The sequence below is a fragment of the Candidatus Poribacteria bacterium genome (assembly GCA_016866785.1).
In the GTDB taxonomy this organism is placed as follows: Bacteria; Poribacteria; WGA-4E.
The window spans coordinates 12,488-38,973 of the sequence record VGLH01000020.1 but is presented as its reverse complement, the minus strand read 5'-3'; the positions used below and the strand labels follow the sequence as shown (position 1 = coordinate 38,973).

Annotated in this window: 25 protein-coding genes; 15 read left to right on the top strand and 10 right to left on the bottom strand. The window is 65.8% G+C overall.

Going from position 1 to position 26,486, the window contains the following annotated elements; translation table 11 throughout:
• From FJZ36_04885 to atpC, 9 genes are all read left to right on the top strand, one after another.
• On the top strand, positions 1–418 hold a 418-nt coding region (locus tag FJZ36_04885), incomplete at its 5' end, for an ATP synthase subunit I (GenBank protein ID MBM3214234.1).
• On the top strand, positions 411–1,289 hold the full coding sequence (gene atpB, locus FJZ36_04880) for a F0F1 ATP synthase subunit A (protein ID MBM3214233.1): 879 nt from the start codon (positions 411–413) through the stop codon (positions 1,287–1,289). The genes FJZ36_04885 and atpB, both read left to right, overlap by 8 nt.
• 94 nt (positions 1,290–1,383) lie before the next feature.
• Positions 1,384–1,731 (top strand): ATP synthase F0 subunit C, encoded by a 348-nt coding sequence (locus tag FJZ36_04875; GenBank protein ID MBM3214232.1) that lies wholly within the window; start codon positions 1,384–1,386, stop codon positions 1,729–1,731.
• 72 nt (positions 1,732–1,803) lie between these two features.
• Positions 1,804–2,436: a F0F1 ATP synthase subunit B gene (atpF, locus tag FJZ36_04870; GenBank protein ID MBM3214231.1), complete on the top strand. Its 633-nt coding sequence runs from the start codon at positions 1,804–1,806 to the stop codon at positions 2,434–2,436.
• A gap of 26 nt (positions 2,437–2,462) precedes the next feature.
• On the top strand, positions 2,463–3,002 hold the full coding sequence (atpH, locus tag FJZ36_04865; GenBank protein MBM3214230.1) for an ATP synthase F1 subunit delta: 540 nt from the start codon (positions 2,463–2,465) through the stop codon (positions 3,000–3,002).
• A gap of 60 nt (positions 3,003–3,062) precedes the next feature.
• Positions 3,063–4,586 carry a F0F1 ATP synthase subunit alpha gene (locus tag FJZ36_04860; GenBank protein ID MBM3214229.1) on the top strand — a complete coding sequence of 508 codons (1,524 nt, stop codon included), beginning with the start codon at positions 3,063–3,065 and terminating at the stop codon, positions 4,584–4,586.
• Positions 4,587–4,646: 60 nt separating this feature from the next.
• Entirely contained in the window at positions 4,647–5,510 is an 864-nt protein-coding gene (gene atpG, locus FJZ36_04855; GenBank protein MBM3214228.1) for an ATP synthase F1 subunit gamma, read from the top strand.
• A gap of 66 nt (positions 5,511–5,576) precedes the next feature.
• Complete coding sequence (gene atpD, locus FJZ36_04850) at positions 5,577–6,968, top strand: F0F1 ATP synthase subunit beta (protein MBM3214227.1); 1,392 nt, start codon at positions 5,577–5,579, stop codon at positions 6,966–6,968.
• Positions 6,969–7,001: 33 nt separating this feature from the next.
• On the top strand, positions 7,002–7,418 hold the full coding sequence (gene atpC, locus FJZ36_04845; GenBank protein ID MBM3214226.1) for an ATP synthase F1 subunit epsilon: 417 nt from the start codon (positions 7,002–7,004) through the stop codon (positions 7,416–7,418).
• A 96-nt stretch (positions 7,419–7,514) separates the two neighbouring features.
• On the opposite strand, the gene FJZ36_04840 is transcribed toward atpC, so the two are convergent.
• From FJZ36_04840 to FJZ36_04825, 4 genes are all read right to left on the bottom strand, one after another.
• Positions 7,515–7,763: a hypothetical protein gene (locus FJZ36_04840; GenBank protein ID MBM3214225.1), complete on the bottom strand. Its 249-nt coding sequence runs from the start codon at positions 7,761–7,763 to the stop codon at positions 7,515–7,517.
• 67 nt (positions 7,764–7,830) lie between these two features.
• Positions 7,831–8,259, bottom strand: coding sequence for a methylglyoxal synthase (locus tag FJZ36_04835; protein MBM3214224.1), 429 nt, complete (start codon positions 8,257–8,259; stop codon positions 7,831–7,833).
• A gap of 184 nt (positions 8,260–8,443) precedes the next feature.
• A complete protein-coding gene (locus tag FJZ36_04830; GenBank protein MBM3214223.1) occupies positions 8,444–9,811 on the bottom strand; it encodes a PFL family protein in 1,368 nt (455 codons plus the stop codon).
• 5 nt (positions 9,812–9,816) lie between these two features.
• Positions 9,817–10,413, bottom strand: coding sequence for an amino acid-binding protein (locus FJZ36_04825; protein ID MBM3214222.1), 597 nt, complete (start codon positions 10,411–10,413; stop codon positions 9,817–9,819).
• A gap of 183 nt (positions 10,414–10,596) precedes the next feature.
• Here FJZ36_04825 and FJZ36_04820 point away from each other — a divergent pair, with 183 nt between their 5' ends.
• From FJZ36_04820 to FJZ36_04805, 4 genes are all read left to right on the top strand, one after another.
• Positions 10,597–11,010 carry a DUF2089 domain-containing protein gene (locus tag FJZ36_04820; GenBank protein ID MBM3214221.1) on the top strand — a complete coding sequence of 138 codons (414 nt, stop codon included), beginning with the start codon at positions 10,597–10,599 and terminating at the stop codon, positions 11,008–11,010.
• A complete protein-coding gene (locus tag FJZ36_04815; GenBank protein MBM3214220.1) occupies positions 10,913–12,775 on the top strand; it encodes a DUF4097 domain-containing protein in 1,863 nt (620 codons plus the stop codon). Before FJZ36_04820 ends, FJZ36_04815 begins: the two co-directional genes overlap by 98 nt.
• Positions 12,776–12,779: 4 nt before the next feature.
• Positions 12,780–13,853 carry a hypothetical protein gene (locus tag FJZ36_04810; protein MBM3214219.1) on the top strand — a complete coding sequence of 358 codons (1,074 nt, stop codon included), beginning with the start codon at positions 12,780–12,782 and terminating at the stop codon, positions 13,851–13,853.
• Positions 13,854–14,081: 228 nt separating this feature from the next.
• The gene (locus FJZ36_04805; GenBank protein MBM3214218.1) at positions 14,082–16,736 is read left to right on the top strand and encodes a carbohydrate binding family 9 domain-containing protein; all 2,655 of its coding nucleotides are present in this window, start codon (positions 14,082–14,084) and stop codon (positions 16,734–16,736) included.
• 14 nt (positions 16,737–16,750) lie between these two features.
• Here FJZ36_04805 and hisF read toward each other — a convergent pair whose 3' ends face one another.
• The 6 genes from hisF to FJZ36_04775 all read right to left on the bottom strand — a co-directional run bounded on the left by hisF (position 16,751) and on the right by FJZ36_04775 (position 23,023).
• On the bottom strand, positions 16,751–17,509 hold the full coding sequence (gene hisF / locus FJZ36_04800) for an imidazole glycerol phosphate synthase subunit HisF (protein MBM3214217.1): 759 nt from the start codon (positions 17,507–17,509) through the stop codon (positions 16,751–16,753).
• A gap of 9 nt (positions 17,510–17,518) precedes the next feature.
• Entirely contained in the window at positions 17,519–19,927 is a 2,409-nt protein-coding gene (lon, locus tag FJZ36_04795; protein MBM3214216.1) for an endopeptidase La, read from the bottom strand.
• On the bottom strand, positions 19,927–20,484 hold the full coding sequence (locus FJZ36_04790) for an Hsp20/alpha crystallin family protein (GenBank protein MBM3214215.1): 558 nt from the start codon (positions 20,482–20,484) through the stop codon (positions 19,927–19,929). Before FJZ36_04790 ends, lon begins: the two co-directional genes overlap by 1 nt.
• Positions 20,481–21,233 (bottom strand): glycosyltransferase family 2 protein, encoded by a 753-nt coding sequence (locus tag FJZ36_04785; protein MBM3214214.1) that lies wholly within the window; start codon positions 21,231–21,233, stop codon positions 20,481–20,483. The genes FJZ36_04790 and FJZ36_04785 overlap by 4 nt, the downstream gene beginning before the upstream one ends.
• Positions 21,234–21,325: 92 nt before the next feature.
• Positions 21,326–22,213, bottom strand: a complete 888-nt coding sequence (locus FJZ36_04780) for a LamG domain-containing protein (GenBank protein MBM3214213.1) — start codon at positions 22,211–22,213, stop codon at positions 21,326–21,328.
• Positions 22,214–22,315: 102 nt separating this feature from the next.
• On the bottom strand, positions 22,316–23,023 hold the full coding sequence (locus FJZ36_04775) for a metal-dependent hydrolase (GenBank protein ID MBM3214212.1): 708 nt from the start codon (positions 23,021–23,023) through the stop codon (positions 22,316–22,318).
• A gap of 21 nt (positions 23,024–23,044) precedes the next feature.
• Here FJZ36_04775 and FJZ36_04770 point away from each other — a divergent pair, with 21 nt between their 5' ends.
• Both FJZ36_04770 and FJZ36_04765 read left to right on the top strand, forming a co-directional pair.
• Positions 23,045–24,682 (top strand): tetratricopeptide repeat protein, encoded by a 1,638-nt coding sequence (locus FJZ36_04770; GenBank protein ID MBM3214211.1) that lies wholly within the window; start codon positions 23,045–23,047, stop codon positions 24,680–24,682.
• A 101-nt stretch (positions 24,683–24,783) separates the two neighbouring features.
• Entirely contained in the window at positions 24,784–26,427 is a 1,644-nt protein-coding gene (locus FJZ36_04765) for a CRTAC1 family protein (GenBank protein MBM3214210.1), read from the top strand.
• Positions 26,428–26,486 lie beyond the last annotated feature (59 nt).

Genomic DNA, 26,486 nt, shown 5'->3' with positions numbered 1-26,486 from the left:
ATCTTCGATCCCGTCCTACGTGCGTTCGAGGTTGATTGTCGGCGTGTACCGCGCCAGTATTGTACTGGCGTTGCTGATGGCACTAGGCACGCTGCCGTGGGGAGTCGAACACTCCGCAAGCGCGCTGATCGGATCCGCCGTCGCGATCGTGTTCTTCTGGTCGCTGGAGCGTACGCTCGGTTGGCTCTACCAGAGACAGAGCAAGCGGAACCGCCTTCGAACGGTCGGGTGGTTCGTTGGCAAGTACGCGGTCGTCGGCAGTGGGATCTACGTCCTGTATCGGAGAGGCTGGCTTCGGCTCGAGTCGTTCGCGTTGGGTCTGTGCGTTGTCTACTTCGGAGCGGTTCTCAGCCTGATCTGGTCACAGGTTGGCAGAAAGCTCCAAACATCCCGTCCACCATCGGATCGCAATGACTGACCATCCAAGACCCCCTCGTGCGTGTGCGAGACGTGCGTTCCGCGTGAGCGCCTGGATCGGCGCATTCCTGTCGATTCCGTTCGCCGCGAGCGCTGCAACCGAAGGGCACAACTCCTTCCTCGCGCCGCTCCTGCCGGAATCGTGGCGTCGTGCGCTTTACGCGCGGGCGAACTGGGGCGAGTTGGACGTCATTCCGAACACGATCCTCGTCCTGGTGGTCATCATCCTGACGATGCTGTGGCTCGCCCGCAGGCTGAACCCGCTGCCGGTGACGCGTTCGCAGAACTTCATCGAGTGGCTCGTGGACGGGCTCGACAAGCAGTTTTCGCCGGTGCTGGGGCCCGCTGGGCGGAAGTACCTACCACTCATCGAGTCGTTCTTCGTCTTCATCCTCGTTGCGAACTTATCCGGCTTCGTCCCGGCGTTCCAGGCTCCGACCGCCGAGTTGAACACGACGATTGCTCTGGCGGTCGTATCCATCGTGCTCGTCCAGTTCATCGCCATCAAGGAGCTGGGCCCCTGGGGCTATTTCATGCACCTGTGGGGTCGCCCGGTCTGGCTGGGCATCCTGATGTTCCCCATCGAGGCGATCACGCAGGGCGCGCGCGTGGTTTCGCTCTCGCTCCGTCTGTTTGCGAACATCTACGCCAAAGAGGTCGTGCTGGGCGCGCTGTTCGTTCTGGCGACGCAGGTCTTCTACATCCCGGTTCAGCTTCCGGTTCTGTTCATCGGTTTGCTGGCGAGTCTGATCCAAGCCTTCATCTTCTCGATCCTCACGGCGGTCTACATCGGGCAGTTCCTGGAACACGCCCACAGCCATGGGGATCATGAGCACGGCGACCATGCCGCCCAGGCGCATGCGGCGCACTGACGGCTGCGGTTCGGTGAGCATCGGCTCACCCTGACACGAGGACGTTCTTCGCGTTCCTCACAGACACTCACGATGGTGATTGGAGCCTGACACTATGCTCTATTTGGCAGCGCTCGCGCTCGCGGTGGGTTTCGGATTGCCGGTCGCGATCCTCGCCGCCGCGACGGCACAAGGCAAGGTGATCGCGCAGGGGCTTGAGGGGATGTCTCGCCAGCCCGAGGCGGCTCCCGCGATCCAGACCGCCATGCTCATCGGTCTCGCGTTCATCGAGCTGTTCATTCTGCTTTCGTTCGTTCTGGCGTTCGTCGTTCAGGGCAAGCTGCCGCAACTGACGCCTCAGGAAGTGATCGACGTCACGAAGGCGCAGCAGAAGGTCGAGGCTCCGGCTTCGCTGCCGGCGGCTGCGCCCACGGCTCCGGCGATGGACATGGGCGCCCACTAGTTCGACGGTGAATCGCTGGCGGGATGGGAGGTTCCCCTCTCATCCCGCGCACGCTAGGGACCGGCAGACGACATGCTAAGACTCACCGGCGCGATACGACGATATGCCCTTGGGGCAATGACCGTGGCGATGACGGCGATGGCGTGGGTTTCCTTTGCCGAGGAAGCCGCCCATGGCGCTGAGGGTGGCGGTGGCGTCGCCGCGCAACTCCATCTGGACCCGAAGATCATCCTGGCGCAGGTCGTCGGGTTCCTCGTCATGTTCGTCATCCTGTGGTTCGCGGTCTTCCGCCGTGTCGGGGGGCTGCTGGACAAGCGCCGTGACGACATCGCCGCACGCCTGCGGAAGCTCGAAGAGGATCAGGCGGAGCTCGACCGGCGCAACGCCGAAGCTCAGCGCCGCCTCATCGACGCGGAACGCGAGGCGATGCAGCGCCTGAACGCGACCGTCGAGGAAGCCGCGCGCATCCGCGACGACATCCTCGCCAAGGCGCACGCCGGAGCGGAAGCGGAGCTCGAACGCGCGAGAGAGACCATCGAACGAGAAACGGCGGCGGCGGTCCGGCAGATTCGCACGGAAGTCGCGGACCTCGCCATCCAGGCGGCGAGCACGATTCTCAGCGAAGACCTGAACGATGACCGGCATCGCCGGCTTGTGAACGACTTCATCGAACGGATTCCAGAGCGGGCTGTGGAGGCGCGTTAGCGCCAGCGGCTCGTTGAGGCACGCCCGTGCATAACCTGCGCATCGCTCGTCGATATGCCAAGGCGCTGGTGCTCGCCGCCGTCGAGGCGGACACAGTCGCCGAGGTCCGCGAAGCCGCCGCCAGTTTGTTGGGCGCGTTTGAGGGCGCCGAGGAACTGCGCGCCTACGTCGCCGATTCGCTGATCCCCCCGGCGACGAAGCGAGCCGTATTCGACCAGCTATTCGCCGACCAGTATCATCCTCTCTTCGTCAGCTTTCTGCTGCTGATGGTCGATCGCCGGCGTGAGCGCGACCTTCAGCCGACCGTCGAAGAGGCGCTTCGACAACTCGACGAACGGTCCGGGGTCGAGAAGGCAGTCGTCCGAAGCGCCGTGCCGCTCACCGAGGCGCAGTCACAGGCACTGGCGGCGGCTCTCTCGCGCATGCGCGGCACGACCGTCGAACTCGTTACGCACGTGGACCCGTCGCTACAGGCAGGTTTCGTGGCTCAGCTCGCGGACACCGTCGTCGACGCCTCGCTGACGGGGCAGTTGGCGAGGGTGCGCGAACGCCTGATCGAGGGGTAGGGCTCGACGCGCAGCAGCCCAAGGATGTCCGTTCAGCGTTTGGAAGAGGAATGAGTCCAGATGGCACAGCAGGTCCGACCTGACGAAATCTCCCGAATCCTGAGGCAGTCGCTTCAGCAGTTCCAGAAGGAAGTCGACGTCTACGACGCGGGAACCGTCCTCCAGGTCGGCGACGGCGTCGCCCGTGTTCACGGTCTCCAGAACGTCATGGCAGGCGAGCTGCTGTCGTTCCCGAACGACGTCATGGGAATGGCGCTGAACCTCGAAGACGACAACGTCGGGTGCGTGCTCTTCGGCGACAGCCAGCTCGTCAAGGAAGCCGACACGGTCAAGCGGACCGGGCGCATCGTCGAGGTTCCCGTCGGCGACGCGGTCCTCGGGCGCGTCATCAACCCCATCGGGTTGCCGCTCGACGGCAAGGGCGACATCAAGACGGACCAGTTCCTTCCCGTCGAGCGCAAGGCTCCGGGCATCGTCTCCCGTCAGCCCGTGAAAGAGGCGCTGCAGACCGGCATCAAGGTGATCGACAGCACGACGCCCATCGGACGCGGGCAGCGCGAGCTCATCATCGGCGACCGGCAGATCGGCAAGACCGCCATCCTCATCGACACGATCATCAATCAGAAGGACAGCAACGTCTTTTGCATCTACGTCGCCATCGGTCAGAAGGGATCGACGGTCGCCAAGGTCGTCAAGACCCTCGAAGACCACGGCGCGATGGACTACACCGTCGTCGTCTCGGCGACCGCGAGCGAACCCGCCCCGCTCCAGTGGCTCGCTCCCTACGCCGGAGCCGCCATCGGCGAGTACTTCCGCGACAACGGACGTCACGCCCTCGTCGTCTACGACGACCTGACCAAGCACGCCTGGGCATACCGCGAAATGGCGCTGGTTCTCCGCCGACCCGCCGGGCGCGAGGCGTATCCCGGCGACGTGTTCTACCTGCACTCGCGCCTGCTAGAGCGCGCCGCGAGGATGAGCGACGCCCTCGGCGGCGGATCGCTGACGGCGATCCCGATCATCGAGACGCAGGAAGAGGACGTCACGACCTACATCCCGACGAACGTGTGGTCGATCACGGACGGACAGATCATCTTGGAGCCGGGCTTGTTCTATTCGGGCATCCGCCCGGCGATGAACGTCGGACTGTCGGTGTCGCGCGTGGGCGGCAACGCCCAGGTTCCCGCGATGAAGCAGCTTGCCGGGCGTCTGCGACCGGAGCTCGCGCGCTTCCGCGAGGTGCAGGCGTTCGCGCAGTTCGGCTCCGACCTCGATCCGGCGACGCTGGCGCAACTTCGGCGCGGCGAGCGGCTCCGGGAAATCCTCAAGCAGGATCAATATGAGCCGATGCCCGTCGGAAAGCAGATTCTGACGATCTACGCGGCGCAGACAGGCATCCTGGACGATCTGCCGGTCGATTCGATCCGCCGGTTCGAGCGCGAACTGCACGCCTACTTCGACCGTGAGATGCCCTCGACGGTTCAGCGCCTGCAGTCAGGCGTCAAGCTGACCGACGAAGACCTGGAGCAGTTGCGCGAAGCCATCGCGACGTTCCGCAAGACGTTCTCCGTCGACTCGGAGTAGCACGTCGAGACGTCGATCCCGCATCGACGCGCTCAGTCGACGAGGAGGAACCCCTAGCCTGTGGCGACGCTGAGGCAGATTCGCCGACAGATCAAGAGCGTTCAGAACATCGAACGCGTGACGCGCGCGATGCGCATGGTCGCCGCAGCTCGGCTGCGGCGCGCCCAGGAGAACGTCCTGGCGGCGCGTCCCTACGCCCACGAGCTCCAGGAGACGATCGGGAGCCTGATCGTCGGCTTGGAAGGCTACGAGCACCCTCTACTCACCCAACGCGAGGCGAATCGGCATCTGCTCGTCGTCGTCGCGGCGGATCGGGGCTTGTGCGGCAGCTTCAACACGAACGTCATCCGCAAGGCGACCGAACGGCTTGCCGAGCTCCCGTCAGAAACGGGGATCATCTGCATCGGCAAACGCGCCAACGACTTCTTCAGCAAGCGCAACTACAACGTGATCGAGCGCTACGTCGATCTGTTCCGCAAGCTGTCGCACGCCGACGCGCTGGCGATCGCGCGGGACATCATCACACGGTATTCGTCCGCCGAGTACGACCGCATCGAAGTCGTGTTCAACGAGTTCCGCTCGGTCATGCAGCAGGACACGCGGCTCGAGACGCTGCTTCCCATTCCCGTCGCCGAGGCGGATGAAGGCGCGGCGTCCGCGTGGGAGTATCTCTACGAACCGACGCGCGAAGCCGTTTTGGACTCGCTGCTGCCTAAGCAGGTGAACACGCAGGTCTGGCGGGTGCTGCTGGAATCCTACGCGTCGGAGCAGGGAGCGCGGATGACGGCGATGGAGAACGCGTCGAAGAACGCGGCGGATATGATCGGGGAGCTGACGCTTCAAGGGAACCGCGTCCGCCAGACGATGATCACCAAGGAGATCGCGGAGATCGTCGGCGGCGCGGAGGCATTGAAGTACTCCTAAGGCGTACGGCACGAGGTACGGCATAGACAGGATCGCATCACTATGAGCAGCAGCGCTCAGCGCGAGATGGCGCTTCCCAAGGGCAAGGTCGCGCAGATCATCGGCGTCGTCATCGACGTGGAGTTCCAGGACGAGCACCTTCCGCCGATCTACAACGCCCTCGAGATCGTCCGTCAGGACGGATCGCGCCTCGTCCTTGAAGTGGAGCAGCACCTCGGCGAAGACCGCGTCCGATGCGTCGCGATGGACACGACGGACGGTCTGGTTCGCGGCACGGAGGTGACCGATACCGGCGGACCCATCACGGTTCCCGTCGGGAAGGGCGTTCTCGGGCGCATCATGAACGTCTCGGGCGATCCCGTCGACGAGCGCGGGCCCATCGAAGCGGAGGCGCGCCTGCCGATTCACCGCCCGGCTCCTCAGTTCGAGGACCTCAGCACCCAAGAGCAGATGCTCGAGACGGGCATCAAGATCGTCGACCTGATCCAGCCCTTCCCGCGCGGCGGCAAGATCGGCTTCTTCGGCGGAGCGGGAACCGGCAAGACGGTTCTCATCACCGAGCTGATCCACAGCATCGCGACGGAACACGGCGGGTTCTCGGTCTTCACGGGCGTCGGCGAGCGCAGCCGCGAAGGCAACGACATCTGGCTCGAAATGTCGGAGTCGGGCGTTCTCGAACGCGCCGCGCTGGTCTACGGGCAGATGAACGAACCGCCGGGCGCGCGTCTGCGCGTCGGGTTGACCGGCGTGACGGTCGCCGAGTACTTCCGCGACGCAGGCGGTCTCGACGTTCTGCTGTTCCTCGACAACATCTTCCGGTTCACGCAGGCGGGCTCTGAGGTGTCAGCGTTGCTGGGTCGCATCCCATCTGCCGTGGGCTATCAGCCGACACTGGCGACGGAGATGGGGCAGCTCCAAGACCGCATCACGTCGACACAGCACGGCTCCATCACGTCGGTTCAAGCGGTATTCGTGCCGGCTGACGACTACACGGACCCAGCGCCGGTGACGACCTTCGCCCACCTCGACGCGATCACGCGTCTGGAGCGCTCCATCTTTGAGCAGGCGCGCTATCCGGCGGTAGACCCGCTCGGTTCGACGTCACGAATCCTCGATCCCCACGTCGTCGGGAAGGAGCACTACGAAGTCTCCCGAACGGCGCAGGAGATCCTCCAGCGCTACGAGAACCTGCGCGACATCATCGCGATCCTGGGCATCGACGAGCTCTCCGACGACGACAAGCTGACTGTCGCGAGGGCGCGGCGTCTGCAGATGTTCCTGACGCAGCCGTTCTTCACGGTTCCCGGCACGACGATCCCCGGACGCTACGTCCCCGTCGCCGACACGGTGAAGGGCGCGAAGATGATCATCGAGGGCGAGTGCGACCAGCTACCGGAGCAAGCGCTCTACATGATCGGGAACATCGAGGAAGGCTTCGAGAAGGCGCAGAACCTGTAGCCACGGGTTGCGATTTCGCGGGAGCGGCGCTGCATGTACGATCGACCCTTTTCGCTGCGGATCATCACGCCGGCGCGCATCGTCTTCGAGGGCAACGTCGTCGGGGTGTTGGCTCCCGGCTCACTGTCGCCTTTCGAGGTCCTGGGCGGTCACGTCCCGTTGGTGAGCAGTCTGGAGGTCGGCGAGGTCCGCATCACGCGCGCGGGCGACGAACGATCCTACCTTGCCATCGGCGGCGGTGTGCTCGAAGCGCGCCGCTCCGGCGTCACGATCCTCGCCGACAGCGCGGAGTTCGCCCGCGAGATCGACATTCCTCGCGCCGAACGCGCCCGCGCCCGCGCTCTCGAACGCGTCCGCTCGCATGCCGCCGATATCGACCACGTGCGGGCGGAAGCAGCCCTTGCGCGCGCGACGAACCGGCTCTCCGTCGCCCGTGGCCACGGCGACTAGACCGCCTGAAGCGCCCACCATACCCCTGCCAGGCAAACGCCTGCCGGAACGCTCCGGTATCGGGAGTCGTCTCGTCGCGATTCGATGTGCCCGGGTTCAGGAACCGAGGCGCTCGCGGAGGAGCCGGCGGATCTTCCAGATGTTGACGCCAGCGGCTTCCGCCCAGAACTCGGCTTCCTCGGATTCGAGGAACTCGTTGGCGTTGACGCGCTCTTCGGGGGGCATTTCGCGGGTTCCCGTTGCGTCACGAAGGGCGTGGTCCAAGACGGACAGGGCTAGGCTCTGGTAGTTCCGGCGTACGGAACGGAACCCCATCGAGTGGCGCATGTCTGTGGGAACCGACAAGGCAGCGATCCTTTCGGAGTGATGCGCTCTCCATGTCAACGGCGCGGGTCGCGTCGAGGTTGACGCCTCAGCCGTCCACGAGCGCGCGGAGCATCAGCTTGGCGCTCGCCAGGTTCGTCGCCAGTGGCACGTCGTGGACGTCGCAGACGCGCATCAGCATGGCGATGTCCGGATCGTGGGGATGCATCCCAAGCGGATCCCGCAAAAAGAACACCGCGTCGCACCTGCCTTCGACAACCCGCGCGGCGATCTGCGCGTCGCCGCCGATGGGTCCCGATGCGACCCGCTCGACCGTCAGCCCGGCGTCCTGGACGTACTTGCCCGTGGTTCCCGTCGCCAGCAGCGTGAATCCAGCCAGCACGTCGCGATGGTCCTTCACAAAGCTGACCATCTCCGGCTTCTTGCCGTCGTGGGCGATCAGGGCGATTGTCGTGGGATTGGTCACGTCGGTTCCTCGGCTGGGCTCCAATCGGTGGGATATGCGCGACGACTCCATTCTTAGGGTAGTGCGCGGGGACTGGAGTCGGCAACCCGAGATGGCGGCGTCGCGCGGTTAGCTTGGGTTTGTCATTCCCGCGGAAGTCGGGATGCAGGACCCTGGGCTCCCGCTCTCGCGGGAGCGACGGGATGGGGCGTAGGAGCGACAAGGTGACCGCGCGGGCGGCAGAGATGGGACGCCGCTAGTTGCGGAGGGAGTGGATCGGCGCGGGGATCTGCCCGCCGAAGCGCACGAAGTCCTCGCCGCCGGATCGCAGGGGCAGGATGGGAGCCTCGCCGAAGAGCCCGCCGAACACGGCGAGCTCTCCTGCCGACTTGCCGGGAACCGGGATGAGCCGCGTCGCGGTCGTCTTGTTGTTCATGACGCCGATGGCGACCTCGTCGGCGATCTGAGCGGCGAGCGTCTCCGCCGACGTGTCGCCCGGCACGGCGACCATGTCCAAGCCCACCGAGCAGATGCTCGTCATCGCTTCCAGCTTCTCGATGGACAGGTCTCCGCTGGCGACGGCGGCGGCGAGTACGGCGTCTTCGCTGACCGGAATGAACGCTCCCGACAAGCCCCCGACCGACGACGACGCGAACGCCCCGCCCTTCTTGACGGCGTCGGTCAGCAACGCGAGCGCCGCCGTCGAGCCCGCCGCCCCGACGCGCTGAATCCCCAGCATCTGGAGAATCTCGCCGACGGAGTCGCCGATCCGCGGAGTCGGAGCCAGCGAGAGATCGACGATGCCGAAGCGCACGCCGAGTTCGGCGGCGACCTCGTTGCCGATGAGCTCGCCGATCCGCGTGATGCGGAACGCCGTGCACTTGATCTCCTCGGCGATCTCGCCCAACGTCGGTCGGCTCTCCATCGCACGCAGCGCCTCGACGGCTCGCTTGACAACGCCGGGTCCGCTGACGCCGATGTTGATCGCGCACTCCGGCTCGCCAATCCCGAGAACGGCTCCCGCCATGAACGGGTTGTCGTCCGGCATGTTGGCGAACACGACCAACTTGGCGCAGCCGAAGCCGTCGCTCTCGCGGGTACGTTCGGCGAGCCGCTTGAGCGACTGGCTCACGCGCAGGATGGCGTCCATGTTGATGCCGGCGCGCGTCGATGCGACGTTGAGCGAGCCGCACACGTGCGACGTCGCGCTGAGAGCGTCCGGCAGCGCGTCGAGCAGGGCGCTGTCGGCGTCGGCGCAGCCTTTCTGGACGAGCGCCGAGAAACCGCCGACGAAATCGACGTTCACCTCCTGCGCTGCCGCGTCGAGCGCATGGGCGATACGGACCATCCCCGGCGACCCGTGTCCCGCTCCGAAAAGGGCGACCGGACTGACGGCGAGTCGGAAGTTGACGATGGGGATGCCGTACCTGCCGGACGCCTGCCTTCCGACCCGCACCAGCCGACCCGCCAAGTCGTTGACCTTCTGGCGCACCTTCCGGCAGACGACGTCGATGTTGGGACCGGCGCAGTCCATCAGGTTGATGCCCATGGTGACGGTCCGCACGTCGAGGTTCTCGTCGCGGAACATCCGTAGCGTCATCAGGATATCTTCGGTGCGGAGCATAGGTCCTATCCGCCGGAGCGCCGGTGCGTGACGAGCCGCCGGACGGCTCCGACCTCGCTGGTGGCGCGGAAGATGTCTTCGTGTTGGAGATGGACGCGCAGACCGAGTTCCTCGCCAAGCGCCTCTAGATCGAGCCGCAGGTGATCCGACGTCCAGCCACCCTCGACCTGCACCTGGAGGACCATGATGAACCGCCCGGCCTCGGCGCGGGCATAGAAGTCCTCAATGTTGATTCCCTGCGCGGCGAGGTGCGTCGCGATCTGGGCGATGATGCCCGCGCGGTCGTCTCCAAGGACGGTCAGGACGTAGCGGTCGCCGAGGGACGCCGTAGCAGCGGCGGCATCGCCCGCTGCCATTCGGACGATGGCGACGAGTCCCAGAGGGGCTCCTGCGGATTCGATGGAAGCGCGGACGGTCTCCGCCGCCGTTCCTTCGGGGAAGCGCGCGGCGAGGAGGATCGTGAAATAGCCGCTCATTACGGTCTGGCTGAGCTCGTCAACGCTTCCACCGAGTCCGGCGATGGTGGTGGTGATGTTGGCGATGATGCCGACGGTGTCTTGCGCGGTCACCGTCACGATGAAGGGGCAGCGAGGCTCGGGCATGAGGTCCGCCAATCGGGTCGCCGGAGTCGATGGGACACGCGACGACGATAGCCTACTCGCTGGTTCTCAAGCAAGTGGCGGTTCACGTGACAGGTATAGAATTTTCGGTTTATCGCCATCTTTTTCGCCATTTACCCTTGCAAATAACAAAATATGGAGATATACAGGGCACGAGGGGTCGATATGAGAAAGATCATCGAACGATGTCCGGCGTGCGGGAACACGGAACTGACGATCACGGTGATTCACTGCCCGGACTGCGACACGGAGGTGCGTGGAACCTTCGTCGCGTCGCGGTTCTGCCGGCTCTCGGAGGAGAGCCTCGAGTTCCTGGAGCGGTTCGTCCAGAACCGGGGGAACCTGAAGGAGATGGAGCGCGAATCGGGTGTTGCCTACACGGCGCTGAGGAACCGGCTCAACGCCGTCATCAACGAGATGGGCTTCGAGGGAGAGGGCTCCGATGAACCCACTGATCCGGCTCCGCAGACTGGCTCGACGGATGCTCGGGTGCAGCGGCAGCGCAGCGAGATCCTCGACCGGCTCCAGCGCGGCGAGATCACTGCGAACGACGCCGTCGAAGCCATCCGAAAGCTCTGAGCAGCAGTCCGTCGAAGCGAACATGGAGGCAACCATGTCGGAGAACACCAACGAGGCGAGGCAAGAAGTGGACGAGGAAGTGGACGAGATGGATCATCGGGAAGAACCGAGCCCGACGCGTCAGGTGCTTGAGATGCTGGCTGCCGGGAAGATCGGAGCGGACGAAGCGGAGGCGCTCCTTCGGGCACTCCGCGACCGCGAACCGCCGGAGCCAGCGTCGGACACGTCTGGAGCTCGACCCGACGATCTCGCCAACGCCATCGTCACGACCGTCATGACGGCGGTTTCCGACGCACTGTCAACCGCGAGGAGCGCTGCCGGTCATGCCAAGACGCTGGAGAGGTCGATCCATCGGGGGCGTCATGTGGGCTTCGACCGCAGGCACGGGCGATCCGTCGACGCGGAGCGCTCGGGGGCGAGCGGCATGAGCATCGATGCAGGTGTGCGCGTACGCGTTCACCAGGACGATGCGCCGGTCGCCGTATTGGGTTCCGGCGACGAGATGGTCCATTTCTCTCCCGGAGCGCACATCCACAGGGACGACGCCGGTGTCCGCGCCGAGTACCGGTCGAACGCGCAAGTTCGGATACGCGACGGCTGCCATCTCGACGTAGAGTCCAATGAGGGATCCATCGAAGTGCGCGGCCTGCGAGCGCTCAACGTCGCGCTCTCGACTGGGGACGGACCTATCTCCCTCAGCAAAGTCCAGGGCGATGTGTTCACTATCCGCACCGGCGACGGCGCGGTCGCCCTTCAAGAGTGCTCGGCGAACGAGGCGGAGCTGGAGACTGGCGACGGAGCCGTCGAGCTACGCGGAACCTATGAGCGCGTGCGAGTCCGCACCGGCGACGGGCCCATCGCGCTCGTGGGAGTCCAATCGGAGATCGACGCGGAGACCGGCGACGGGCCTATCGTGCTCCGTGATTGCGGCGGTTCGGCTCGGTTGTCTACCGGCGACGGGCCCGTAACGGTCTCCGGCGGGACATGGAGCGGGGAGATCGCCATCGCGACGGGTTCCGGCGACGTCGCGCTCAATGCGGAGTCAACGCCCGAAGCGGTCGCGGACGTGCGCAGCGACGACGGCCGGATACGCGTTCGCCTCCGGTCGGTCGCGTCCGCGAGGGTTCATACAGGTTCTGGGAACGTCGAGCTGACGATGGCGGAGTGCTCCGGTGAGACGGACGTATCCACGGACGATGGATCCATTCGGGCGACGGTCGTATCGGCGCAAGGGTTTGCGGCGCACACAGGTTCCGGCACGATCGAGGCGAACCTTGCCAAGGTCGCCGACTCGATCCGCGCGGTTGCGGACGACGGAAGCCTGCGGGTCGCCCTTGGGTCTGGGCGGCAGATGGAGCTCCGCACCGGCTGCGGGACCGTCGAGGCGCAGGTCGATGCGGTTTCGGACGAGCTCCGAGTCCGGTCGGACGACGGGAGTGTTCGCGTCCAGTGCCGAAGCGTCGGATCGCTGAACGTCGAGTCCGGGAGCGGCGAGATCGTCGCGGAGGTTCGCGAGCGCGTCGACCGCGAGGTCCGGCTGCGTGCCGACGACGGCAGCATCCGGGTCGAACTGCCAGCATCGCTGGGCGTCGATCTCGACGCGACGAGCGATGACGGGAGCATCCACGTCGAGGGGCTCGAAGCTCCATCGGTGTCCGAGGACGGGAGTTCGCGCCTCATCGCCAGCCTGGGCGGCGGCGGTGCCGCCTTGATCGTCCACACGGCGTGCGGCGACATCACGATCCATCGCCGTACAGGAGCGTAGTCCGATGCAGCGCGCCATGCTGTCGCTAGGAGTCGTGCTCATGCTTTCGTGGGGGATTCTCGGGTGCGTCGTATCCGTCGGGCGTGGCAGCCATCGCTGGGAGGACACGCTGACCTACGACGAGAGCCCGTCTGGGATCGCGTCGCTGACCATCCACACCAGCAACGGCGGGATTCGGGTCGAGGCTTGGGACAGCGGCTCGATCGGCATCGAAGCCAGGCGAACCGTTCGGTCGGACGACGAGGATAGCGGATACGACTACGCGCAGAGCTTCGTGCCGAAGATCAGCCGCGACGGAAGCCGCCTCACCATCGACACGCCGATACCGGGCGGAAGCACATCTGCACACATCCGCCAATTGACGATGGACTACCGCGTGATGGTTCCCGAAGAGCTCAACGTCGTTGCCGATTCCGACAACGGCGGGATCCGCGTCGCGGGCATCCGGGCGGACGCGGATCTCGAGACGCGGAACGGCGCGATTGACGTGACCGACGTTCGCGGGTCCATTGACGCGTTGACGCACAACGGCGCAATCGAGATGCGCGATGTCCAAGGCTCTGTCGATGCCTTGACTCACAACGGAGCGCTGCAGCTCGACGAAGTTGACGCGGTCGGATCGGCTCGGACGAAGAACGGCTCTGTCCGCGTATCGGTGGCGCGGATCGAGGGCGAGACGGTCGTCTCGACGGAGAACGGGGCGATCGAGATCGACATCTCCGACGGGATTGATGCCAAGTTCGAAGCGACGACTCGACGTGGAGCCATCGCGGTGCGCACACCGAGGATCGCTGCTCCGACGTCGCTCGATACCAGCAGCGGCGCAATCGAGGTCACGGTGCGGCAGGAGCTGGACGCCCCCTTGACGGCGACGACGTCGATGGGCGCTGTGGAGGCACGGCTCCCTCGCAACGCGGGGTTCGACCTGTCGGCATCGACGAATCTCGGAACCATCTCGACAGACTGGCAACGCCCGGAGGGTTCGGGGCGTTCCCTTCAGATGTCCGTGAACGGCGGGGGACCCCGCGTCGAGCTGCGGACGAACCTGGGAGCCGTTTACGTCCGCGCGTTGGACTGATGGCGAGCGGTTTCCGCTATCGCATGCATCCGCGATGCGTCTATAGTGATGCAGCGCTTTCGTGCGACGAGATCGTGAGAATCTGCACAAGGTCCTAGACGGCGAAGGGGCTTCGACCCATTAACATCCGCCTGACGCGCACGTTCGGCGCGGGCCCGTAGGCAAGCCCAGACGAAGCAAGGGCAGGCGTCGGAACACCTGCCCTCAGTGCCAGTGGAGGACGCACCGATGAGTGCGTCCCATACACACAAGAATACCACACAAGGGGATCGGTTAATGGTGGTACAGCGCGTCCATGCGCCGACACGCTTGGGCCCCTACGAACGCCAAGTGATAGAGCGATACGCTGGGCGGGGTGCAGGGGCGTTTCCGGTTGAAACGATCATCCGTGTCGGATTGGCAGCCATCGGAGCGTTCATCGCGTTGTGCATCCTGAGCGTCGCTGCGGCGGTGCAAGCCGAGGAGCCGAGACATCCCGCGCGGACACTGGAAGCGGTTCGGATCGAGGGGACGCCGCCCCGGATCGACGGAATCCTCGACGACGCGGCTTGGGAAGCGGCTCCGGTGAACGGCGGGTTCCTACAGAAGGAGCCCGCCGAACACGAAGGCGAATCCGCCACCGAGACGACGACCGTGCGGGTTCTCTACGATGACATGGCGCTCTACATCGGCATCGAATGTCTCGACAGCGAGCCGCAGCGGATCGTCGCGAACCTGTCGCGGCGCGATGCGGACATCGAGAACGACTGGGTCGCCGTCTGTCTGGACACCCACCACGACCATCGCACGAGCCGATGGTTCGCCGTCGCGGCGTCGGGTGCGCTCGCGGACGCCGAAGAGGACGAAGGGCGGGAGCCCGACCGCACCTGGAACGGCGTCTGGGAGGCGCGCGTGTCGCGGAGCGATGCGGGCTGGAGCGCGGAGTATCGCATCCCGTATCACGTTCTGCGCTTCGCGCCGCAGGACGAATACACCTGGGGCATCCAGTTACTGCGGGGCATCAGCCGAAAGAAGGAGCGCGACCAGTGGGTTCTCGTACGGCGGAACGAGAGCGGGTGGGTACCGCGGTTCGGGCACCTTGTCGGGATCCGCGACATCCGTCCGGCGAGGCATTTGGAGGTCGTCCCGTTCGCGCGCGCTAGTGCGGAGCGTGCGGACGCGTCGACTTCGAGCGGCGTCGATCTGGGTGGAGCCGTGGGCGCGGACGTGCGCTATGGCGTTTCGTCCGGCACATCCTTGAACGTGACGCTGAACCCGGATTTCGGGCAGGTCGAAGCGGACCCCGCCGTGCTCAATCTGACGACCTTCGAGACGTTTTTCGAGGAGCGTCGCCCCTTCTTCATCGAGGGCAACGGGCTCTTCCAGCCGCCACGCGCGGGCATCGTCGGCATCGACTCGCCCTACCAGCTCTTCTACTCGCGCCGGATTGGCAGGTCGCCGGGGATGTTCGACACGCCGGATGGGTCGGACGTCATTGAGCGTCCCGAGGCGACGACCATCCTCGCGGCGGCGAAGCTTTCCGGCAAGACCGCACGTGGTACGACGTTCGCTGTTCTTGACGCCGTTACGCAGGCGGAGTACGCGCAGATCGACTCGCCGGTGCGCGACGACGCGGCTGGTATCGAGCGAATGGAACGGAGTTCCTTCCAGATCGAGCCCTTCGCGAACTACGTCGTCGGGCGAGTTCAGCAGGACGTACTGGGCAGTTCCAATGTCGCCTTAACAGTCGCCTCTGCGAGTCGAATCGGCGCTCCGCCGTCGCTGGTCGTCGGGGCGGACTCGACGACTCGGTGGGGCAAAAACGCCTACTCGCTCTACGCCCGCGCTGCGTCGAGCCGCACGGGTTCCCTGGACGACCGGAAGGACGGGTACGGCGCGCAGGTGTACCTGGCGAAGTTCTCCGGCTGGCTTGGGGGACAGCTCTACGCCGACGCGCATTCTCCTGGCTTCGACGTGAACGATCTGGGCTATATGGGTCGTCCGGACCTACTCCGCGTGGGAGCTCATGTCTACGCGGAGCGGCAGACGCCCTGGCTGCTCGCCCGCCGGTCGGGCTACAACGTGAACTTCTGGTCCCACTGGAACTACGACGGCGTGAACCTGGCGAGGGGGGTCAACGTCAACAACTGGAACCAGCTCCGGTTCTACGGATTCGGCGGGTGGGGCGTCAGCCGCGACTTCGAGGCGATGGATGACCGCGAGACGCGCGGGGGACCGCTGGTCATCCGACCGGCAGAGACATGGGGATGGCTCAACCTGGGCAGCGACTGGAGCAAGCCGCTCAGCGCCTTCGTTTTCTTCCAGTATGGACAACGCGACCGGAACGCGGGGTTCCGCCGCCGGCTGGGAACCTATGTCTCGGTGCGTCCGGCGCCGAACATCGAGCTCAACTTCGGACCTGGGTTCTCGCGCTCCGGCAGCGACGCCCAATGGATCACGAACGTGGACAGCGACGGCGACGGCACTGACGACCGCTTCATCTTCGGCAAGCTGCGGAGCCGAACCGTCGATTTCACGACGCGCGTCAACGTGAGCCTCACGCCGAACGCGAGCCTGCAAGCGTACGTGCAGCCCTTCGTCGCCGTCGGGGACTACGGCGCGGTCCGCGAGCTCGCCCGTCCCAGCAGCTACGACTTCAGACCCTATTCGGGCGCGCTGAAAGAGAATCCAGACTTCCACGCGCGCGCGCTCCGGGGGAACCTCGTGTTCCGCTGGGAGTACCAACCGGGGAGCGCTTTCTATGCGGTCTGGTCGCAGTCCCGCAGCGCGTCGTTCGACGGGCCCGACCCGGCACTGCCGGGCGTTCGCGAGGTCGGCAGCGCCTTCACGGACGGCGGCGGGAACGTGTTCCTGATGAAGTGGGACTACTGGTTCGGGATGTGACGGCACGCGGCGTGTCAGCGCACTGGAACGCCGCGTTCCCGCAAGTACGCCTTGGCGTCGCCGACGGTGTGCTCGCGGTAGTGGAAGATGGACGCGGCGAGGGCGGCGTCCGCCTTCCCTTCGACGAGGGCTTCGCGGAGGTGCTCCAGCGTCCCCGCGCCGCCGGAAGCGATGACAGGGATCGACACGGCTTCGGAGACGGCGCGGGTCAGCGGGATGTCGTAGCCCGCCTTCGTGCCGTCTCCGTCCATGCTGGTCAGCAGAATCTCGCCCGCGCCCAGCGCCTCGACGCGCTGTGCCCATTCGATGGCGTCCAATCCCGTCGGACGCCTCCCGCCGTGCGTGTAGACCTCCCAGCCGGTTCCGTCGGATTTCGCCTTGGCGTCGATGGCGACGACGATGCACTGGCAGCCGAACCGGTCCGAAGCCTCGCGGACGGCGTCGGGCGTCAGTACAGCGGCGGTGTTCAGCGAGACCTTGTCGGAACCCGCCATGAGGAGCCGCCGCACATCGGCGACCGTGCGCACCCCTCCGCCGACGGTCAGGGGCATGAAGCACCGCTCGGCGGTTCCTGCCACAACGTCGAGGATGATGTCGCGCTCCTCGTGGGACGCCGTGATGTCGAGGAACACGAGCTCGTCGGCTCCCTGGTCGTTGTAGAGGGACGCGATCTCGACGGGATCGCCGGCGTCGCGCAGCTCGACGAAGTTGACGCCCTTGACGACGCGCCCCGCCTTGACGTCGAGGCAAGGGATGATGCGCTTGGCGAGCATGGGGTACCTCTACGACTTGGCGGCTGGAGCTTCGGACGCTTCGACGAGAGCCGCGCTGAGCACATCCGAGATGGTCTCCATGTAGCGGAAATCCATCCCTTGCTTCGCGTATTCCGGCACGTCCTCCAGGTCCTTCTCATTCCGCTGGGGCAGCAGGACGGTCTCGACGCCCGCGCGCTTCGCCGCGAGGACCTTCTCTTTGACGCCGCCAATAGGCAGGACGCGACCGCGCAGCGTGATTTCGCCTGTCATCGCCAGCATCGGTTTGACGCGCCGGTTCATCGCCAGCGACGCGAGCGCGGTCACCATCGCCACACCCGCCGAGGGTCCGTCCTTGGGCATTGCCCCAGCCGGGACGTGGATGTGGAAGTGGTTCCTCTCGAAGAGCTCGTCGGGTATGCCCAGCGTTCGGGCGTTGGCGCGGACGTAGCTCAGCGCCGCCTGCGCCGATTCCTTCATCACTTCACCGAGCTGACCCGTCAGGTCGAGCCCACCGTTCCCGGGCATCTTCGTCGCTTCGATGAAGAGGATTTCGCCGCCGACCTGTGTGTAGGCGAGCCCGGTGACGATACCTGGCTCATTGACGCGCTCTGCCAGTTCTGAGAAGAACCGCGTGGGTCCCAGATACGTCGGAATCGTCTCTGCCGTGACGTTTGCCGTCTCGGCAGAGCCCTCGGCGATAACGCGCGCGATCTTGCGCGCCAGTGTGCCGAGCTCGCGTTCCAGGTTCCGCACGCCGGCTTCGCGCGTGTACTCCTTGATGATCCGGTAGAGCGCGTCATCGTCGATGGTCATGTGCTCTGCCGTGATGCCGTGCGCGTCCATCTGCTTCGGCACGAGGTACTTGCGGGCAATGGAGACCTTCTCCTCGGTCGTGTAACCGGGGATTTCGATGACCTCCATTCGGTCGCGCAAGGGCGGCGGGATGGGGTCGAGGACGTTCGCCGTGGCGATGAACATGGTCTTCGATAGGTCGAACGGCACGTCGAGGTAGTGATCCGAGAACGAGTGGTTCTGCTCGGGGTCGAGCACTTCGAGGAGCGCCGAGGACGGATCGCCCCGGAAGTCGGAACCGAGCTTGTCCACTTCGTCCAGCATGAAGACCGGGTTGCTCGATTCGACCGTGCGTAGGTTCTGAATGACCCGCCCAGGCAGCGCGCCGATGTAGGTGCGTCGATGCCCGCGTATCTCCGCCTCGTCGCGCACGCCGCCCAACGACATGCGGATGAACTTCCTGCCCAGCGACCGCGCGATGGATCGCCCGAGCGACGTCTTTCCCACGCCGGGGGGTCCGACGAAGCAGAGAATCGGACCCCGCATGTCCGCCTTGAGCTTCCGTACCGCGAGGTATTCGAGAACGCGGTCCTTCACCTTCTCCAAGCCGTAGTGGTCCTCGTCGAGCACGGCAGCAGCCGCCTGGATGTCGAGATGGTCCTCCGTCGACTGGTTCCACGGCAGCGCCAGGAGCGTCTCTAGGTAGGTGCGCGAGACGGTGTATTCGGCGGCAGCGGGGGGCATCTTCGAGAGCCGGTCGAGTTCGCGCGTAGCCGCCTTGTGCGCTTGTTCCGGCAGATTCGCCTCGGCGAGCTTCTCGCGGAGCTCCTCGATCTCGACGGCTGGGTCTTCCGCCTCGCCGAGTTCCTTCTGGATCTGCTTGAGCTGCTGGCGCAGCATGTATTCGCGCTGATCCTTGGTCAGCTCCTCCTGCGCCTGAGACTGGATCTTCGCGCCGAGCTCCGCAACGTTGAGCTCGTGGGCGAGCATCGTGGTGAGCGCGTTGAGCCGTTCTCCGACGTTCAGCGCTTCGAGGATCGATTGCCGCTGCTCTGTCTTCAGATCGGCGATGGCGGCGACGAAGTCGGCGAGGGGCCCCGGGTCCTCCAGGTTGTCCGCCAGGTCGGCGACCTCTTCCTGGAGCCTCGGCGACAACTGAGCGATCCGGCGGAACTGGCTCCGCACCGCTCTGACCGCCGCTTCGATTTCGACGCCTTCCGAGGGCTCATCCTGGAGGTACTCGACAGCGACCTTCAGAAACGGCTGCTGCTGCACGATCCCGGCGATCCGAACGCGCGAGCGCCCCTGAACGAGCACGAACGCGCTGTCGCCTTCCTTCTTGTACTTCGCGATGGAAATCAGCGTGCCGACGTGGCGCATGTCGTCCGTTGTGAGCTCTCGAGGCTCCGGCGCGGCGTTCAGTTGCACAAGGATCGCCAGGCGCGGGTCGTTCACCATCGCTGCTTCGACCGCAGCGACGGCACGTGGACCCTGGAACACGAGATAGGGCGGCATGAACGGCGGCGTCGGCGGCATGAACGGGAAGATGACCGCTCCGCCGTACATGGCGATCAACGGCAGTTCCGACGGGTAATCCTGCGACTCCTCGTCACTTTCCAGCGATGTCGTGTGATCCAGCTCCATCACTTGTCCTCCTCGCGGGTGACGGGAAGAGCGCTCCCCGGTTCAGTATCGGGGCTTTCCTCAGCGGCGTCGATCTGGATGCGGCGTTCCGGGACGACCATCTCGACCTCGATCTCCCGCGGCTGATGGCGCTCCGCCTTGGGGATGGTGATCTCCAGGAACCCGTTGTCGTAGCGCGCCTTGGGTGAGGCGTCGAGGTCGACGGCGTCCGGCAGCGCGACGGCTCGTTCGAACAGACCGTAGTTCACTTCGGCGAGGTGGTAGTGCTCTTTCTTGGTGACCGCGCGGTCTCTGCGGTTCCCACGCACCGTGAGGACGTTGCGCTCCAACGTGATCTTGACGTCCTCATCAGGCTGGATGCCGGGCAGTTCCAGCTTCACGATGAACCGGTCGACCGTCTCGTAGACGTCCATCGCCGGGCGCCACAGGTGGGGCTCCGGCGCGACGGCGCGCGACGGCTCCGACCCGATGGTTCGCTGCAGATAGGCGTCGAACACCTGATCCATCTGCCGCTGAATCTCGAAGAACTCCCCGAAAGGATCGCGGCGGACCTTCATGCGTCTGTTCCTCCTCGGGAGGGCGATGGGCGGGACTCCGGCGCAATCGCGACGATCCGTCTCCCGCGTCCAAAGTTCCAGTAGTAGGCGATGGCGCCGAGTATCTTCGCTCCGGCGAGAATCGTGCCGCGCACCGTGCCGCTGATCTTGGAACGACCGATCCGGCGTCGATAGCGTACCGGCACTTCGGCGACAGGGATTGCCATCATCGCAGCTTTGATCTGCATCTCGACCGTCCAGCCGTAGGTCGTATCGCGCATCTGCATCGCGTCGAGAGTCCGGCGCGTCAGGGCGCGGAAGGGGCCCAGGTCGGTGTAGCGCACGCCCCAGATGAGCCGGATCAGCCGTGTGGCGAACCAGTTGCCGAATCGCGCTTGGACGGTCAACGCGCCCGGTTCTCGCTCGCCCAGCGACCGCGACCCGATGACGAGCTCCGCCTCTTGCCGCCGAATCGGTTCCAGCAGAGACGGAATCTGGTTGGCGTCGTCGCTCCGGTCGCCGTCCATGAAGATAACCGTGTCGACGTCAGGCGACAACGCGGCGATGCCCGCCAAGCATGCAAAACCGTACCCGCGTCTCGGTTCGCGGACAACCCGGGCTCCGGCAGCCTCGGCGACGGATGCCGTGTCGTCGTCGCTGCCGTTGTCGACGACGATGATCTCCTCGGCGACGCCCTTCGGGATGTCCCCAACGACGCGCCCGATGGCAGCCGCCTCGTTGAGCGCTGGAATGACGATGCCTACTCGCATGATACCCCAAGGCGCTCCATCGTGGTCTAGAGCGAGGAACGCCCCTCGCACGGGCGAGAGGCGTTCTTTGTAGTCACGAGCGTGATGCCGGGCTATTCGACCTTGGTCGCGCCCCACATCGTCGCGAGCTTGCCGGCCGGCTCGACTGCGGCGGGGGCCGCGAGCATCGACTCGTAGAGGGACTTGATCTGCGCGTCCGTCAGGACGGCTGTGAAGTAAGAGAAGTCGTCCACAGCGCCCTTGAACCAGTCGTCGCGCTGCTGCCACGTGCCGACCGACAGGTTGTAGTTGGTACCCTTGCCAGCGGGAGGAGTCGCGGGAGTTGCCGCCGTCGGCGGGAGCCCTCCAGCGTATTCCTTGCTGATGACCATCGCGCCGTCGACGTAGCACTTCATGACAGCTCCGTCGTAGGTCCAGCCAAGCTGGTGCCACTTGTCGTTCTTGATCACGATCTTGGCATTGTCGCGCACCTGCCCGGAGCCGCCTCCGCCCACCGCGACCGCGTCGTAGATGCGCCACACGACGGCGTTTTCCTTCCAGTCCGTCGCATGGTTCTCCGTTTCGAGGTACCACAGGTTGTTGCGCTCAAGGATCGCCTGCCAACCATCGACTGGGGCTAGCTTAACCCAGGCGACCGCCGTCGCCTTGGGGCCATCGAACTTCGAGCCGATGGGCGCGGGAATGTCGATGAAGCTCTTGTTGACCGTCTTGCTGTCGATCATGACGGCTTTGCCGCCCTTGACGCCCGCGACCCAGGTGATGCCGGCCGGATCGGCGACCTTGCCGTCGTGACCGTTGCCGGAGACATCGCGGTAGTCGCCCTCAAACGTCCAATGACCGACCAGACCAGGCATCGACTTCGTCGTCGCTGTCAGGAACGCCTGATCGGCGGACGCCGCCATCGTGAACGCGAACCCGAGCGCTGCTGCCAGCGCCATCGCGTGCCGCGACTTCATTCCGTTTTCCCTTCTCGTGAGCATGTGGATTCGGGCGCTGAACACGGTCCATGCGCCAACCGATGCGGACGTGAGCGTACGGATTCCAGAAGCGGGAGTCAAGAATCGCGGAGATCGAAGCTCCGTCTATCGTAGCACGTCCCCCGGCTGCATGTCGAGGACTTCGACGTCGAGGTCGCGCACGAGCTCCCTCAGCGCGGCGGGAGTGCCGGTCAGCGCCGGGAAGGTTCCCCAGTGGATCGGCAGGATCGCGGGAACCTTGAGCAGCCGCGCCGCGTACGCCGCTTCGCGCGGGTCCATCGTGTAGTGGTCGCCGATGGGCAGCAGCGCCAGGTCCGGCTGGTAGAGCTCGCCGATGATCGCCATGTCGCCGAAGACGTTCGTATCGCCGGCGTGGTAGACCTTGAACCCGTTGGGGAACTCGACGACGTAGCCGACCGGCTCGCCGCCGTAGATCGTCTTGCCGTGGTCGTCGATCGCGCTGCTGTGCTGGGCGTGGGTCATCTTGACCTGCAGCCCGTTGACGGAGACGGTTCCGCCCTTGTTCATGCCGATTGTGTTGCCGACGCCCTGGTTTCCGAGCCAACCGGCGACCTCGACGATGGCGACGACTTGCGGCTCGTGCCCCTTGGCGAGTGGCACGGCATCGGAGAGGTGGTCGCCGTGACCGTGCGTGAGCAGCATCGTGTCGATGCGGTCGAACTTCCTGAGATGGGGCGGACACTTGGGGTTGGTAGACACCCACGGGTCGATCGTCGTCACCTTGCCTTCGTAGACGATCTTGACGCTGGCGTGTCCGAGCCAGGTGAGCTCGATCCCGTTGTCTAGGCGCATTGGAGCCTCCTTGCGCGCGGTGTGAACCCGTTTCCACAGAGGATACCGAACGCACCACGGGAACGCGAGCCCGGCGCGTTGCGGACCCGGCGCGGTAGCGATACGCTCACACCGGATTCGGAGGCTTCCGTGACACGCCCATCGACGACGCTCCGCATCGTCCTCTCCGCGCTGCTGCTTGCCGCCCGGCACGCCGTCTCCGACCGCGCCGCTGCGGTCGCGCACTACGAAAAGGGCATCCAGCTCGCCGAGCGCCAGTTCGCCTACCGCGCTGCCCTCGATGCGTTCGATCGCGCCTACGCCGAAGACCCCACGCTCGTCGAAGCCCTCGTCTCCAGCGCTGAGTGCTACGGCGCGCTGGGCGAGCTCCGCAGCGCCCGCGAGCGACTCGCGCTCGCCCGCGCGGCTCCGACGCTCAACCCAACGCTCAAGGTTCGCGTTCTGACGACGCTGGGACGCCTCGCGCTCCTACAGGGCGACTTCGCCGATGCCGAGTCCGTCCTGCTGGAAGCCCGATCCGCTGCGCCCACCAGCGCCCAGGTCGCGCAGCTACTTGGCGACGCCTATGCGAAGCGTGGTAACCTCGACGCGGCTGCCGCCGAATACGCCCGCGCCATCGGGCTCGACGACAAGTCCGTCCTGGCGCACCGCGGCATGGCGTCCGTGGCGGTATCGCGCGGCGACACTGAGGCGACGATCCGGCACGCCGAGGCTGCCATCGCGCTCGACCCCTTCGACTCCGCGACGCTCTATCGGCTCGCCCAAGCATACGCGCGAGATCGACGCACACTCGCCGCACAGGAGACGATGCGCGCGTATCGCGAGATGAAGGAGTACGAGAGCGACATCGAAGCCATCGAGAAGGCGATCGCGGCGACGCCGGGCGACTTGCCGATGATCCTCTCCCTCGCCGAGCGTCACGCGGCGATGGGGAACATCGAGCCTGCCGTCGACGCCTACCTGAAACTGGTCGTCCTGGGAGCCGACGCCTCAGTGGCGATGGTCAACGTCGGGCTCCTGCGGCTCCGGCAGGAACGGTACGCCGATGCGGAGAAGGCTTTCGCCGATGCCCAGCGTCTCGCGCCCGACACGGTTCCGCCCTACCTCGGCATGGGCGAGCTCCACGCCGCACGCGAGGAATGGCGTGCCGCCGCCGATGCCTTTCGCGAGGCGATTCGGCGGGAGCCCGCGCTGGATGCCGCGCACATCGGGCGGATCGGGGCTCTCCAGCATGCGGGCGACCCCCGCGCAGCCATCGCCGCGATGGACGACTGGGTGGAGATGAGTCCGGAGTCCTCGCACGCTTGGGAGGAATGGGCGCGCCTTCGCTATCAGATGGGGAACCGTGATGCCGCCCTAGAGGGGTTCGAGCGCTCGATGAGCCTCGATCCGGGGAATCTGGAAGCCGCCAACGACCTCGCCTGGCTCTACGCCGACGCTGGGTCGAACCTGGATCGTGCGCTTGCGCTCGCCAAGTCCGTCGCCGAGAGGGAACCGACGGCGAACGCGTTCGACACGCTCGCGTTCGTCCACCGGAAGCGCAACGAGCTCGCCGACGCGCTCCGAGCGCTGGAGCGCGCGCTGACGCTGGAGCCGGACAACGCGGACTACGTCCGACGCGCCGCCGAACTCCGCGCGCTGCTGAGTCAACAGCCGTGACCGCCTGGACCTCGCTCTGGACCTCGCTCTGGACCTCGCTCTGGACCTCGCTCTGGACCTCGCTCTGGACCTCGCTCTGGACCTCGCTCTGGACCTCACGGGTGCGCCGTTGGCTCGCCGTCCTGCTGATGCTCCTGCCGGCGTGCGTCCTGCCTGCCGCCGACGTGACATTCACTGACCGCACGCCGGAAGCAGGCATCGACTTCATCCCGACGGACGGGGCGAGCGGACGCCGGCTCATGGTGGAAACCATCGGGCAGGGGCTCGCCGCGTTCGACTACGACGCCGACGGCTGGGTCGATCTCTACTTCGTCAACGGCTGCAGGTTGATCGAGCCGTTCGAGCCGACCTCGCGGAACGTCCTCTATCGGAACCGGCGCGACGGAACCTTCGAGGACGTGACCGACCGCGCCGGTGTCGGCGACACGGGCTACGGGCTGGGATGCGCCGTCGGCGACATCGACGGCGACGGCTGGCTCGACCTGTTCGTCACGAACTTCGGCAGGAACACGCTCTATCGGAACCGGGGCGACGGGATGTTCGAGGACATCACGGACCGGGCGGGCGTCGCGGCGCCTGGGCTGAACACGGGATGCGTCTTCGCAGACATCGACAACGACGGTTGGCTCGATCTCTACGTCGCCCGATACGCGGACTACTCCGTCGAGAGGGACGTCCGCTGCGAGCGGGACGGCGTGTCCGTCTATTGCCATCCGCAGGTCTATCCGGGGGCATCCGACGCGCTCTTTCGGAACCGGGGCGACGGAACCTTCGAGGACGTCTCCGTGTCGAGCGGCATCGCCTCCGCGCCTCCGCGCCACGGGCTCAGCGTCGTCGCCGCCGACCTGAACCGCGATGGGCTCATCGACTTCTACGTCGCCAACGACCTCGACCCCAACTTCCTCTGGCTGAACCGAGGCGACGGGACGTTCGAGGAGGCGGGCTTGCTCTCCGGCGCGGCGGTGAGCGCGACGGGGGAGGAGCAGGCAGGGATGGGCGTCGCCTGTGGGGACTTCGACAACGACGGCGATCCCGATCTCGTCGTGACCAACTTCCAGAACGAGTTCAACGCGGTCTACCGGAACGAGAGCGACGGGTTCTTCACCGACATCGCCGAATCGTCCGGCGTCGCGGAGGTCTCTTACTCGCTGATGGGCTGGGGCGTCGGGCTCGTCGATCTCGACGGCGACGGCTGGAAGGACCTGGTGACTGTCAACGGGCACCTGCAGGATAACATCGAGCGGTTCGAGCCGGAGCAGCGGTTCGCGCAGCCCAAGACGCTTTTGACGAACACCGGACGCAGCGGGTTCCGCGTCGTCGACGGCGGGGACGCGCTCGCGGAACCGAGCGTCGGGCGGGGTGTTGCCTTCGCCGACTTCGACAACGACGGCGACACGGACATCGTCACGACGAACTGGAACGGGCGTCCGAACCTGCTGGTCAACGAAGGCGGGAACGCGCGGTCGTGGGTCGCCATCCATCTGGTCGGGACCTCACATACGCACGTTGGGGCGGTCGTGACCGTGACGGCGGGGGGTATGACGCAGACGTTCGACGTCGGCTCGACGGGCGGTTATCTGTCGCACAGCGACACGCGCGTCGTCGTCGGGCTGGGTGACGCGGAGAAGATCGACCGGATCGAGGTCAGGTGGCTGGGCGGTGGTGTGGATCGCTACGAGAACGTCGCCGTACGGCGGCGCTACCGTGTCGTCGAGGGCGGACGCTTGACGCCCTGGGCACGATGAAGGGCTGCCATCGACCGACGGCAGCCCAGTGGTTGTCTTGGCGATGGGTGACAGTCCCG